This is a genomic window from Streptomyces sp. NBC_01275 (genome assembly GCF_026340655.1).
Classification (GTDB): Bacteria; Actinomycetota; Actinomycetes; order Streptomycetales; family Streptomycetaceae; genus Streptomyces.
On record NZ_JAPEOZ010000001.1, the window covers coordinates 9,905,766 to 9,918,264 of the forward strand.

Consider the following 12,499-nt stretch of genomic DNA (forward strand, 5'->3'; position numbering starts at 1 on the left):
ACACAGCGACTCCTCTCGGAGGCATCCGTCATGCTGCGCGGCAAGGGCATCCACTACGACACCGGCACCTTCCCCGACGGCGACACCTCGCGCCCCGTCTTCGACCCCCGGGACGTCGAACGGGACATGCGGGTCGTCGCGGAGGACCTGCACTGCACCGCGGTCCGCATCACCGGCGGCGACCCGGACCGGATCGAGACCACGGCACGATACGCGGCGGAGGCGGGACTGGAGGTCTGGTTCTCGCCGTTCCCCTGCGAGCTGACGGACACGGAGATGCTGCCGCTGTTCGCCGACTGCGCCGAGCGTGCGCAGCGGCTGCGCCGCGACGGCGCCGAGGTCGTCCTCGTCACCGGCTGCGAACTCAGCCTGTTCGCCCGCGGCTACCTGCCAGGCGACACCTTCGCCGAACGCGTCCCGGTCCTGGCGGGCCCCGGCCGCGAAGCCGCGCTCCAGGGCATCCCCGACAAGGTCAACGTCTTCCTGAGCGAGGTCGTCGACACCGTACGGCCCCTCTTCGGCGGTCGCGTGAGCTATGCCTCCTGCCCTCTGGACGGCGTGGACTGGACCCCGTTCGACATCGTGGGCCTGGACGCCTTCCGAGGCCTGCGCAACGCTCCCACCTACCGCGACGACCTGCGCAAGGAGTTCGCCCACGGCAAGCCCGTCGCCGTCATGGAGGTCGGCTGCTGCACCTACCGGGGCGCGGGCGACTACGGCGGCGCCGGCTGGTACATGGCCAAGGAGGCCGACGGCGTCACCCTCAAGCCCGACCTGGTGCGCGACGAGGGCGAACAGGTCCGCTACCTCGACGACCTCATGACCGTCTTCGAGGAGGAGGACGTCGACTCCGTCTTCTGGTTCAGCTTCGCCGGCTTCGCCACACCCCACCGCACGACGGGACCGGACGAGGACATGGCCTCCTACGGCATCGTCAAGATCCTCGACGAGCACAGCGGCCACCCCGCCGGCCCGCGTGCCTACCCGGACATGCCCTGGGAACCGAAGGAGGCGTTCCACGCACTCGCCCGCCGCTACGGGGCGCCCTAGAAGCAGGGCCGCGCACGGGCCCCTCGACGGTGCGCCGCCGGATCGGACGGTGACCTGGGCGTGTCCTGATCGTTCCAGTGGTGGTGGCCGGCGCAGCGGGCCCGGAATCGTACGGTGGGCCCCGCGTGCCGGGGTCGGGGAGGCTCGACGATGTGTGGGCTGGTCGGCTATGCCGGGTTCGCGGGCGGTGCGCCCCGGGGGACAGCGGACACCTCGCTCAAGGCGATGACCGAGACCTTGGCGTGCCGTGGCCCCGACGCGTCGGCCGTGTGGGCCGAGCAGGCGGCGGGGTTGGGCCACACCCGACTGGCCGTCGTCGACCTGATCGGAGGCCGGCAACCGCTGCTCCTCGAGCGCGACGGGAGCACGGTGCTGGCGGTGGCGTTCACCGGCGAGGTCTACAACCACGCCCGGCTGCGTACGGAACTGGCCGCGCTGGGGCACCGGTTCTCCACCCGCGGCGACAGCGAGGTGGTGCTGCGCGCCGTCGACGCCTGGGGCGAGCAGGCGCCGTCCCGGCTGGAGGGCATGTTCGCCTATGTCGCCTGGGAGCCCGGCCCCAGGCGGCTGACACTGGTGCGGGACCGGTTCGGAATCAAGCCCCTGTGCTACGCGCACCTCGACGACGCGGTGGTCTTCGCCTCCGAGCCCAAGGCCGTGCTGGCGCACCCGGCGGTGACCGCGCGGCTGGATCTGGACGGGCTGCGGGAACTGCTGCTGTCCGCCCACCCGATGATCAAGACGCCCGGACGCAGCGCCTTCGCGGGACTGCGCGAGGTCGCCCCGGGCACCGTGGTCACCATGACCCCGCAGGGCGTGCGCGCCCGCCGCTACTGGTCGTTGGACCCGGCCGAGCACGGCGACGACCTGCCCGCCACGGTGGCCCGGGTGCGCCGACTGCTGGAGGAGTCCGTCACCGGGCAGCTGACGGCCGACGTGCCGGTGAGCGTGCTGCTGTCCGGCGGACTGGACTCCAGCGCGATCGCGGCGCTGGCGCGTCCGGCGGCCGGGACCCTGCGCACCCTGTCGGTGGACCTCGGCGAGAGGGCCTCGGGCCAGGACGCCATGCGGCGCGACCCGGACGGCCCCTACGCCGACCTGATGGCGGCCCACCTGGGCAGCGCCCACCGCCGGGTGCGCCTGGACGCCGACGCCTTGGCCGACCCCGCCCGGCGCGCCCACGTCGGCCGGCTGCGCGACGGGCTGACGCTGGGGGACTTCGACACCTCGCTGCTGGAGCTGTACCGCGCGGTGCGCGAGCACTTCCCCGTCACCCTGGCCGGCGACGGGGCCGACGAGCTCTTCGGCGGATACCGCTGGTTCACGCCCGAGGCAGCGGCAGCGGAATCCTTTCCCTGGGACCACGTGCTCGAGCGCGCCGACCTGACCCGGCTGCTCGATCCGACCCTGGCCGCCGCCCTGGACCTGCCCGCACACCGTGCCGCACTCCACCGGGCCGCCTGCGCCGAGATCGAACACCTGCCCGGCACCGCGCCCGCCGAGGCGGCGCTGCGCCGCGACAGCCACCTCAACCTGACCCGGTTCCTGCCCTGCCTCCTGGACCGCGCCGACCGCCTCGGCATGGGCGTCGGCCTGGAGGTCCGGGTGCCGTTCCTGGACCACCGCCTCGTCGAGTACGTCTTCAACATCCCCTGGGCCATGAAGACCTTCGACGGTCGTGAGAAGAGCCTGCTGCGCGCCGCCGTCGCCGATCTGCTTCCCGCATCGGTGCTGGCCCGCCGCAAGAGCCCCTACCCCATGGTCCGCGACCCCGCCTACCGCGCCGCCCTGACCGCGCAGGTCGCCCGACTCCTGGACGACGGCAGCCCGGCAGTCGACCTGCTGGACACCGCCGCCGTACGCCGTCTGCTGCTGGAGCCCACCGGAGGGAGACGATTCCCCCGCGAGGGACTGGAACTCGTCCTGGACCTCGACCAGTGGCTGCGCACCCACCGCCCCGCCCTCCACCTGTGACCGCCCGCCATCCCCGACGCCCCGTCACCGCCCCCCCGCTCCCGACACCTCCCAGGACTCCGCCATGCAGCGCGCCGTGATCACCTCAGCCGTCCGCACGCCCATCGGACGCGCCCACAAGGGCGCCCTGGCCACCGTCCGCCCCGACGACCTGCTGGCGGCCACCGTCGCCGAAGCCCTCGCCCGCACCCCCGGCCTGCCCGCGAGCAGCGTCGAGGACCTGGTCGTGGGCTGCGCCCTGCCCGGCGGCGAGCAGGGCTTCAACATCGCCCGGATCGCCGCCGTCCTGCTCGGCTGGGACCAGGTGCCCGGCCTGACCGTCAACCGCTTCTGCACCTCCTCCCTACAGGCGATCCGCATCGCCGCCCAGGCCGTGCGCTGCGGCGACGCCGACGTCGTCATCGCCGCCGGGGTCGAGTCGCAGTCCCGGCTGGCGCACGGCAGCTCCGACACCTGGCCCAACACCGAGAACCCGGCGTTCCGGGCCGCCGGGCAGCGCACCCGGCACCGCGCGCAGGCCGGCGCGGGGATCTGGAGCGACCCCCGTGGACAGGGTGGGCGTCCGGACCCGTACATCCCGGTGGGACTGGCCGCCGAGAACACCGCCGATCTGTACGGCATCACCCGCGCCGACATGGACGCCTACGCCGTCCGCTCCCACCGGCTCACCCAACAGGCCCTCGACGAGGGCTTCCACTTCGGCGACATCGTGCCGATCAAGATCCCGGACGGCGCCACCGCGACCGCCGACGACTGCCCGCGCACAGGGGTCACCCGGCAGAGCCTCGCCGCCCTGCCGCCACGGTTCCGCTCCGACGGCGGGGTCACCGCGGGCAACAGCGCCCCGTTGTCCGACGGAGCCGCAGCGGTCGTCGTCATGTCCGAGACCTATGCCCGCGCCCACGGGCACACCCCGCTCGCCCGCGTCCTGGCCACCGCCGTGAGCGCCGGCACCCCCGAGACCGAGGGCCCGGTCCCCGTCGCCGCGACCCGCGCCGTCCTGGCCCGGGCCGGCCTGTCCCTGGCGGACGTCGGCACCGTCGCCGGCAACGAGCCCTTCGCCGCGCAGATCCTGGCCTACTGCGCCGAACTGGCCCTGGACCCCGAGCGCATGAACCCCCACGGCGGCTCGATCGCCCTGGGCGAGCCCTACGGCGCGGCCGGCGCCCGCCTGACCACCACCGCGCTCACCACCCTGCGCCACGACGATCTCGGCACCGCCCTGGTCAGCGTCGTCGCGGCAGGCGGCCAGGGCATGGCGATGCTCCTGGAACGCACGTCCTAGGAACGCATCCAGTGGAAACGCATCCAGTGGGAACGCACCTCGTAGATCTTGTCGAGAATCAGTTCGGTTGAATCATTAATCCATCAAGATGTTGACTTTCGGCTGGATGAACCAGAGGATCTCGGAGGTGACGCACTCCGCCCCCGGGCCTGCCGACCCGGTCCTCCCCACCACGCTCGACGAGGCGGCCCACCGCTGTCTCGTCGCGGGCTTCGACGGGACGACGACCGTCCCCGACCCCCTGAAGCGGCTCGTCGACCGCGGGCTGGGCGGGGTCATCCTGTTCACCCGCAACGTCCGCGACGCCGACCAGGTCCGCGAACTCACCGGCACGCTGCGGGCGTTGCGCCCGGACCTGCTGATCGCCATCGACAACGAGGGCGGCGGCATCGGCCATCTGGTCGCCGCGGGCGCCCCCGAGGCGCCCGGCTCCTGGGCGCTCGGCGTCGCCGACGACCCCGCGCTCACCGCCGCGTGCGCCGACGCCCTGGCCGGACATCTGCTCTCGCTGGGCATCACCGTCTCCTACGCTCCCGTCGCCGACGTCCAGAGCCGGCCCGAGAACCCGATCGTGCGCACCCGCGCCTTCGGCGCCGACCCCGATTTGGTCTCCCGGCACCTGCGCGCCTGGATCGCGGCCACCGAGGCACGCGGTGTGGCCTCCTGCGCCAAGCACTTCCCCGGCCACGGGGGCACCGTGACCGACAGCCACCACGAACTCGCGGTCGACCCGCGGCCGTACGACCGGCTCGACCTCGCCCCCTTCCGGGCGGCCGTCGACGCGGGCGTGCCCATGCTGATGAGCGCCCATGTCGTCTTCCCGGCCCTCGACCCGGACCGGCCCGCCACCCTCAGTCCGGGCATCCTCTCGGAGCTGCTGCGGGGCGAGCTCGGCTTCGACGGCGTTCTGGTGAGCGACGCGCTGGAGATGAAGGCCATCGCCGACCGCTACGGCGAGGCGGCCGGCGCCCGTCTCGCGCTCGCCGCCGGAGCGGACCAGGTCATCGTCGCCGTGCCGGATCTGGAGGTCACCCTCGCCTGCCGGGACGCCGTGCTTCACGCCCTGCGGGCGGGCGAACTGGCTCCGCGGCGCGTGACCGAGGCAGCGGAGCGGGTACGGCGGCTCGCGCTGCGGTACGCGACGCCGTACCGGCCGGGTGTCGTCGCCGCGTGGGACGCGCGGGCCGGGCTGACGGCGGCGCGCCGGGCCGTACGGAGCGGGGGGCCGTTGCCGGCGTCGGCGCCGGGCGCCCATGTCGTCGACTGCTTCCCGCCCCCGCACCCCGCCCTCAACTGGGGCGGCGAGGACCTCCTGACGGAGCTGCGCGCCCTCGACCCGACGGTCACGGGGACGACGGTCGCCGGGGAGCCGGGGGATGTCGGGGCCGTTGTGGGGGAGGTGTTGCGGGCTGCGGTGGGGCGGCCGTTGGTCGTCGCCGTGTGCGATGCCGAACTGCATCCCTGGCAGGGGCGCCTGCGCGACGCGCTCCTCGCCGCACGACCGGACGCGCTGCCGGTCTCCACCGGGTTGCCGGAGCCGGGCGGCGCGGTGTGTGCGTACGGGAGGGGGCGGGTCAACCTGCGGGCGGTGGCGGAGGCGTTGACAGGGCGGACGTTCTGACGAACCTCCGCCCTTCCCCCCGCTTCACGCCGCCTCGATCGGCTCCGTGATGCCCCTCCCCTTCAGGTACGCCGTGTCCTGCGCGTGCTCCGCCAGGACCACCGCCGGGCGGGCGCCCTCCTGGCGCAGGCGCATCCAGGCCTCGAAGAAGGCGCCGCCCGGGCCGGAGGTCGAGCGGGTGGACGGGGTGCAGTCCAGGACCAGGGCCGTCGTACGGGGAGCGGGTGGGGCGGCGGCCGTACGCAGCTCGGCCACCGTCGTCGACAAGGCGTCGGCGATCGGCTTGGGGCGGCCCGTGGAGTCGAACAGACCCAGGGTGTACTCGAGTTCCGGGAAGTCGGCCAGGGAGCGGTCGACGTCGTGGGAGCACCACCAGGTGACGCCCCACAGCCGTGCGCAGTCGGCCGCGTTGCGCAGCGTCGCGCGGGCGAAGTCGGGGGCGTCGGCCGCCGGGATGTGCGGCTCGGGGGCCCCGGTCTCCTGGACCCAGACCGGGCGGGACGGGTCGGTGGCGTAGGCCGCGGCCAGCTCCGTGCCGTACTCCGCGAGGTGGTGCACCTGCGGCGAGCGCGGGCCGTAGCGGCGGGCGCAGTCGGCGGAGAACACCCAGGGGTGGACGGTGGTCAGGTCGCCCTTGCGGGCCGAGGCCTCCGGGGTGAAGGGGTGGTCGTCGCCGTACCAGGCGGCGTCGTACGCCGAGTGCGTGACCAGTGCGCCGCCCGCGCCCAGCCCGTCCCGCGCGGCGGTCAGCAGGGTGTCCAGGTAGTGGTCCACCTCGGGCACGGACACCGGGTTGTGCTCGACCAGGTTGTTGAGCTCGTTGCCGAGCTGGAGGCCGATGAGGTGGGGGCGGCCGGACAGGGCGCGGCCCAGGGTCCGCAGCAGCAGTGCCTGGGCCTCGATCGCCTCGGGGTCGGTGAACACGTTGCGGTGGTGCCAGCTGCGCGTCCACTCCGGGTAGAAGTCGAAGCTCGACAGATGGCCCTGGACGCCGTCCACGAGGACGTCGAGGCCGCACTCGCCCGCCAGGTCCACCAGTCGGACGAGCTGGTCCACGGCCGAGGCGCGGACGAGGGTGCGGTTGGGCTGGAGCAGGGGCCACAGGTGGAAGACGCGGACGTGGTCGAGGCCCAGCCCGGCGATCTGCGCCAGGTCCTCGCGCGCGAGCCCGGGGTCGAAGTCGTGCCAGGCGTGGAACCAGCCCCGGCGTGGGGTGTAGTTGACCCCGAAGCGGAGTGCGGGCGCGGGCGGGAGCGTGTCGATGGTGTCCTCCGGACGCAGACGGACCTTGTCTTCGGCGAATGTATCAACCACCATGGACGGCAATGAATAGTGATTTGAACCCGACCTCCTCGGCTTCCCTGGCTTCCTCGGCTTCCCCGGCCTTCGTGGTCGGCCTCGACGCCGGCGGCACCCGAACCCGTGCCGTCCTGGCGGACCTGGACGACGGACGTCCCCGGGGCGAGGGCACGGCCGGTCCGGGCAACGCGCTCACCGTGCCCGGTCCGGAGCTCGCCGACCACCTCGCCGAGGCTCTCGCGCACGCCGTGCCCGAACCGCTGCGCGGCCGGGTCGTCGCGGTGGCGGGCGGTTTCGCCGGCGCCGGACACCAGGGCCAGGGCGCCGACGAGCCCGGCCGGGTGCGGGCCCGCACGGCCCTGTCCGCAGCGCTCGCCCGGCTGGGCGTCACCGCGGCCACGGTCGGCGTGCACAGCGACATCGAGACCACGTTCGCCACCGCCCCCGGCCACCCCGCCGACGGCCTGGTCCTGGTGGCCGGCACCGGCGCGGTCGCGGCCCGGATCGCCGCCCGGACGCCGGCCGCGACCTCCGGCGGCGACGGCTGGCTCCTCGGCGACGACGGCAGCGGCTTCTGGATGGGCCGCGCTGCCGTACGCGCGGCCCTGCGGGCGGCCGACGGCCGGGGCGCGCCCACCGCACTCGTCCTCGCGGTCGGCCGGGAACTCGGACTCCCGCCGGGAGTCCTCCCCCCGGAGGGCTACGGCGTCACGGACACCGTCCGCTGGAGCGCCGCCCTGCGCACCGCCTACCGCGCGCACCTGCTGCCCGCCGTCATGGACCGGCCGCCCGTCCGGCTGGCCGACCACGCGCCGCTGGTCGTCCGCGCCGCCGAGGACAAGGACGCCGTCGCCGCGGAGATCCTGGCGGAGGCCGCCCGCAGGCTGGCCGGGACCGTGACGGCCCTGGGGCCGCGCCCGGGCGAACCCCTGGTCGTCACCGGCGGTCTGCTCGCCCCGCACGGCCCCCTGCTGACCCCCCTGACCGAACGCCTGGCCCACCTCGCGCTCACCGTCACCCCGGTGTCGGACGGCTCCCCGGGCGCCGTGGCCCTGGCCCGTCTCGCCCACGGCGCCGACCGCTGACGCACCCCACGCCCCGCGCACCCCACGCCCCGTACCGCCCCGCACAAGGACGCCCCATGCCCCCTCAGGAGCACCCGCTCGCCCCGGCCGTCGTCCCCGCGTACCTCGACCCGGCGGCCCCCCTCGACACCCGCGTCGCCGATCTCCTCTCCCGGATGACCCTGCGCGAGAAGGTCGGTCAGCTCAACCAGCGGATGTACGGCTGGGACGCCTACCGTCGCACCCCGGACGGGGACTTCGAGCTCACCGAGGCCCTGTACGCCGAGACCGAGCGCTTCGCAGGGCTCGGCGCCCTCTACGGGCTGATGCGCGCGGACGCCTGGTCCGGCGTCGGACACGGTGAAGGACCAGGCGCCCAGGACGGCGCCGGCCTCGCCGACCTGGTCCAGCGGCACGTCCTGGAGCACAGCCGGCTCCGTGTCCCCGCCCTGTTCGTCGAGGAGGTGCCGCACGGCCATATGGCCCTCGACGGCACGGTCCTCCCCGTCAACCTGGCTGTCGGCGCCACCTGGGACCCTGGCCTGTACGAGCGGGCCGCCGCCCACGCCGCCGCCGAACTGCGGGCCCGCGGCGGGCATGTCGCCCTCGTCTCGGCCCTCGACATCGCCCGCGATCCCCGCTGGGGCCGCACCGAGGAGTGCTACGGCGAGGACCCCCACCTCGCGGCCCGGCTGACGGAGGCGCTGGTCCGGGGCATGCAGGGCACGGGGGAGGTCTTCGCCGCCGACAAGGCCCCGGTCGTCCTCAAGCACTTCGCCGGGCAGGGAGCCACGGTCGGCGGCCGCAACTCCGCCGAGTCCGAGCTCGGGCTCCGTGAACTCCACGAGATCCACCTCCCCGCCGCCCGTGCCGGAATCCGCGCCGGGGCCGTCGCCGTCATGTCCGCGTACAACGAGGTCGACGGCGTGCCCTGCTCCGGCAACCGTGCCCTCCTCACCGGTCTCCTGCGGGACCGCTGGGGTTTCGAGGGCCTGGTCATGGCCGACGGCCTGGCCGTGGACCGGCTGGCCCGCCTCACCGGCGACCCGGTCTCGGCTGGCGCCCTCGCGCTCAACGCCGGTGTCGACCTGAGCCTCTGGGACGAGGGCTTCACACATCTGGAGGAGGCGGTCGAACGCGGACTGGTGCGCGAGGAGACCCTCGACACCGCCGTGGCCCGCGTCCTCCGCCTGAAGTTCCGTCTCGGGCTGTTCGAACAGCCCTACAGCACCGGCGAGTTGCCATCCGCCGAGCGGGGCAGGGACCTGAGCACCGCGCTCGCCCGCGCCGCGGTCACCCTCCTCCACAACGACGGCGGTGTCCTGCCCGTCCCGGCGACCGTCTCCCGTATCGCCGTCATCGGACCCCAATCCGCCACCGTTGTCCACCAGTTGGGCGACTACACGGCACCGCAGCGCCCCGGCGTCGGCAGCAGCGTCCTCGACGGTCTGCGCCGGCTCGCCCCGCCCGGCTTCGACGTCCGGCACGCCCGCGGCTGCGCGCTCACCGGCGACGACCTCTCCGGCATCCCCGAGGCGGTCGCCGAGGCCGCCGCCTGCGACCTGGCCGTGCTGGTGCTGGGCGGCAGCAGCGCCCGTACCCCCGACACGGAGTTCGACGCCAACGGGGCCGCGCGGACGGTCGTGTCGGAGATGACCTGCGGCGAGGGCGTCGACCTCGCCGGGCTGCGGCTGGGGGAGGCCCAGCACGCGCTGCTGGACGCGGTCACGGCCACCGGCACGCCCACCGCCGTCGTCCTCGTCCAGGGCCGACCGCACGCCGTCCCGGAGGCGGCGGACCGCGCCGCCGCGCTGCTCACCGCCTGGTATCCGGGCCCCTGGGGCGGCGACGCGGTCGCCGAGGTGCTCCTCGGGCTCACCGACCCCGCCGGCCGCCTCCCCGTCTCCATGCCGCGCTCGGCGGCCCAACTCCCCGTCTACTACAACCACAAGGACACCGAGTACGGACGTTACGTCGACGAGAGCGCCGAGCCGCTCTTCTCCTTCGGGCACGGGCTGTCGTACACGACCTTCGCGTACGGCGAGCCCCGCGTGGCCGGGCGGACCGTCGAGGTCGACGTCGTCAACACAGGGGAGCGGCACGGGCGTACCGTCGTCCAGCTGTACATCCGCCGGCTGCGCACCCCCACCTGGCCGCGCACCCTCGAACTGTGCGCGTTCGAGGGTGTCGCTCTCGCTCCCGGCCAGTGCCGTACGGTCGGCATGCGGCTCGCCGCCGACCTCGGCGCGGTCGAGATCCGGGTCGCCGCGTCGGCGCGCGAGGCGCAGACCGCCGTACCGCTGGTGTTCGATCAGAGCTTCACGGCCCCCGCCGACACCCCCTTGTAGAACCACCGCTGCGTGATGACGAACAGCACCAGCACCGGGATCACGGAGATCACCGAGCCGGCCATCACCACCCGCTGGTCGTAGCCGAACGACGAGCTCTGCAGCCGGGAGAGACCCAGGGTCAGCGTCATGTGGTCCTCGGAGCGCAGCACGATCAGCGGCCAGAGGAAGTCGTCCCAGGCGCTGATGAACGTGTTGACGGTGACCACCAGGATCGCGCCCCAGGCGGACGGCAGATACAGGTACCGGAAGCGCTGCCACTCGCCCGCCCCGTCGAGCATCGCCGAGTCCTCGATCTCGCGGGGCACCGCCAGGAACGCGCCGCGCATCAGCAGGACGTTGATGGCCCCGACGAACCCGGGCAGCCAGACGCCGACCAGGTTGTCGACCAGGCCCAGGTCGCGGATGCTCAGGAACAGCGACACCATGATCGACTCGAAGGGGAACATCATGGAGGCGACCAGCACCACCCAGACCGCCTTGCGGCCCTTCCAGCCGGGCTTGGAGAGCATGTAGCCGGCCGTGGTGGAGAACAGCAGCTGGCTGGCGATCGACAGGACGACCACCAGCACGCTGTTCCTGATGTACGTGGCCACCGGCACCTGTTCGAAGACCTGCCGGTAGGCCCGGAGCGTCGGATGGTGCGGCAGCAGCGAGGCGTTCGCCCCGAAGACGTCCTCGCCGGCGCTCTTCAGCGAGGCGAGCAGCTGCCAGACCAGCGGGCCGACGGTGAGGCCGAGCACGAGGAGCAACAGCAGGTAGCGGACGACCAGTTCGCGGGGGCGGCCGTAGTCCCGCCAGCGCGGGAGCGGGCGCCGGGGCTTCTCCACGGCGGTCGTCATGACTCGTCCTCCTTGGTCACGCGCTGTGCCAGCAGGGTCAGCCCCAGCGTCAGCGCGAACAGGGCCACACTGACCGCCGAGCCGTACCCGGCGTTCCCGGTGAGCGGGTCCAGGCCGACGTCCCGGATGTAGAAGGGCAGGGTGCGGTCGGCGCCGCCGGGGCCGCCCGTGGAGCCGCCCAGCATGTAGATCTCGGTGAACACCCGCAGCGAGCCGATGCCGGTGAGCGTGCCGACCAGCATCATGGCCTGCCGCACGCCCGGCACGGTGATGTGCCAGAAGCGGCGGGCCGCGCCGGCGCCGTCCATGGACGCGGCCTCGTGCAGTTCCTTCGGCACGTTCCCGAGCGCGGCCAGGTAGAAGATCATGTACCAGCCGAGCCCCTTCCACAGCGTCAGGCCCATCGCGGACAGCAGGATCAGCCAGGAGTCGGACAGGAAGGGGACGGCGTCCTTGATCAGATGGGCCTTCTCCAGCCAGGTGTTGATCAGCCCGTCGTCGGCCAGCAGCCACTGCCAGCTCAGTCCCACGACCACGCTGGAGGCGAGGACGGGGGTGTAGAAGGCGGAGCGGAAGAAGCCGATGCCAGGCAGGTTCTTCTCCACCAGGACGGCCAGCAGCAACGGCAGCAGCACCATCAGCGGGACCACGATCACCGCGTACAGCACGCTGTTGCGGGTGGCGAGCCAGAAGTCGGAGTCGCCCAGCATCCGGCTGTAGTTGTCGAAGCCCACGAAGGACGCGGCCCCGCCGAGCGGCTTGGCGTCGGTGAAGGACAGCAGGAGGGTGTTGAAGAAGGGGAACACCCCGAAGATCACCGCGCACGCGACCGCGGGGGCGGTCCACAGCCAGGGCAGCCACCAACGGCGGTACAGCGCCGCTCCGTTGGCGCCGGGAGCGGGGCCGGGCAGCAGGGCCCGGCCGAGGCGTCGTATGCGGGACGGGGCCGGGCCCGGCGCCGCGGCTGTGCACGGCGCACCGGACACGGACACCGGGTTCGCGGTCTCGGTCGCCAC

At 73.7% G+C, this 12,499-nt stretch carries 9 protein-coding genes; 6 read left to right on the plus strand and 3 right to left on the minus strand.

The window, feature by feature from the left end:
- The first annotated feature begins 30 nt into the window (after positions 1–30).
- The 4 genes from OG562_RS43455 to OG562_RS43470 all read left to right on the plus strand — a co-directional run bounded on the left by OG562_RS43455 (position 31) and on the right by OG562_RS43470 (position 5,930).
- Positions 31–1,050 carry a hypothetical protein gene (locus tag OG562_RS43455; protein WP_266408079.1) on the plus strand — a complete coding sequence of 340 codons (1,020 nt, stop codon included), beginning with the start codon at positions 31–33 and terminating at the stop codon, positions 1,048–1,050.
- A gap of 150 nt (positions 1,051–1,200) precedes the next feature.
- Complete coding sequence (gene asnB / locus OG562_RS43460) at positions 1,201–3,024, plus strand: asparagine synthase (glutamine-hydrolyzing) (protein ID WP_266408082.1); 1,824 nt, start codon at positions 1,201–1,203, stop codon at positions 3,022–3,024.
- Positions 3,025–3,088: 64 nt separating this feature from the next.
- Positions 3,089–4,309, plus strand: coding sequence for an acetyl-CoA C-acyltransferase (locus OG562_RS43465; RefSeq protein ID WP_266408085.1), 1,221 nt, complete (start codon positions 3,089–3,091; stop codon positions 4,307–4,309).
- 106 nt (positions 4,310–4,415) lie between these two features.
- Positions 4,416–5,930, plus strand: a complete 1,515-nt coding sequence (locus tag OG562_RS43470) for a glycoside hydrolase family 3 N-terminal domain-containing protein (RefSeq protein ID WP_266408087.1) — start codon at positions 4,416–4,418, stop codon at positions 5,928–5,930.
- Positions 5,931–5,954: 24 nt separating this feature from the next.
- On the opposite strand, the gene OG562_RS43475 is transcribed toward OG562_RS43470, so the two are convergent.
- Positions 5,955–7,247, minus strand: a complete 1,293-nt coding sequence (locus OG562_RS43475; protein ID WP_266408089.1) for a glycosyl hydrolase — start codon at positions 7,245–7,247, stop codon at positions 5,955–5,957.
- A gap of 8 nt (positions 7,248–7,255) precedes the next feature.
- Between OG562_RS43475 and OG562_RS43480 the strand changes: the two genes are divergently transcribed.
- On the plus strand, positions 7,256–8,314 hold the full coding sequence (locus tag OG562_RS43480) for an N-acetylglucosamine kinase (RefSeq protein WP_266408092.1): 1,059 nt from the start codon (positions 7,256–7,258) through the stop codon (positions 8,312–8,314).
- 56 nt (positions 8,315–8,370) lie between these two features.
- Positions 8,371–10,641, plus strand: a complete 2,271-nt coding sequence (locus OG562_RS43485; protein WP_266408094.1) for a glycoside hydrolase family 3 N-terminal domain-containing protein — start codon at positions 8,371–8,373, stop codon at positions 10,639–10,641.
- Here the strand turns inward: OG562_RS43485 and OG562_RS43490 are convergent.
- Together OG562_RS43490 and OG562_RS43495 are read right to left on the minus strand one after the other, a co-directional pair.
- On the minus strand, positions 10,605–11,483 hold the full coding sequence (locus tag OG562_RS43490; protein WP_266408095.1) for a carbohydrate ABC transporter permease: 879 nt from the start codon (positions 11,481–11,483) through the stop codon (positions 10,605–10,607). The genes OG562_RS43485 and OG562_RS43490 overlap by 37 nt on opposite strands.
- Positions 11,480–12,499 (minus strand): carbohydrate ABC transporter permease, encoded by a 1,020-nt coding sequence (locus OG562_RS43495; protein WP_266408096.1) that lies wholly within the window; start codon positions 12,497–12,499, stop codon positions 11,480–11,482. Before OG562_RS43495 ends, OG562_RS43490 begins: the two co-directional genes overlap by 4 nt.

What these genes read in the sequence shown, in the direction of transcription:
- OG562_RS43455 (WP_266408079.1), top strand. Translation starts at nt 31, where the DNA reads ATGCTGCGCGGCAAGGGCATCCACTACGACACCGGCACCTTCCCCGAC.
- asnB (WP_266408082.1), top strand. Translation starts at nt 1,201, where the DNA reads ATGTGTGGGCTGGTCGGCTATGCCGGGTTCGCGGGCGGTGCGCCCCGG.
- OG562_RS43465 (WP_266408085.1), top strand. Translation starts at nt 3,089, where the DNA reads ATGCAGCGCGCCGTGATCACCTCAGCCGTCCGCACGCCCATCGGACGC.
- OG562_RS43470 (WP_266408087.1), top strand. Translation starts at nt 4,416, where the DNA reads ATGAACCAGAGGATCTCGGAGGTGACGCACTCCGCCCCCGGGCCTGCC.
- OG562_RS43475 (WP_266408089.1), bottom strand. Translation starts at nt 7,247, where the DNA reads ATGGTGGTTGATACATTCGCCGAAGACAAGGTCCGTCTGCGTCCGGAG.
- OG562_RS43480 (WP_266408092.1), top strand. Translation starts at nt 7,256, where the DNA reads ATGAATAGTGATTTGAACCCGACCTCCTCGGCTTCCCTGGCTTCCTCG.
- OG562_RS43485 (WP_266408094.1), top strand. Translation starts at nt 8,371, where the DNA reads ATGCCCCCTCAGGAGCACCCGCTCGCCCCGGCCGTCGTCCCCGCGTAC.
- OG562_RS43490 (WP_266408095.1), bottom strand. Translation starts at nt 11,483, where the DNA reads ATGACGACCGCCGTGGAGAAGCCCCGGCGCCCGCTCCCGCGCTGGCGG.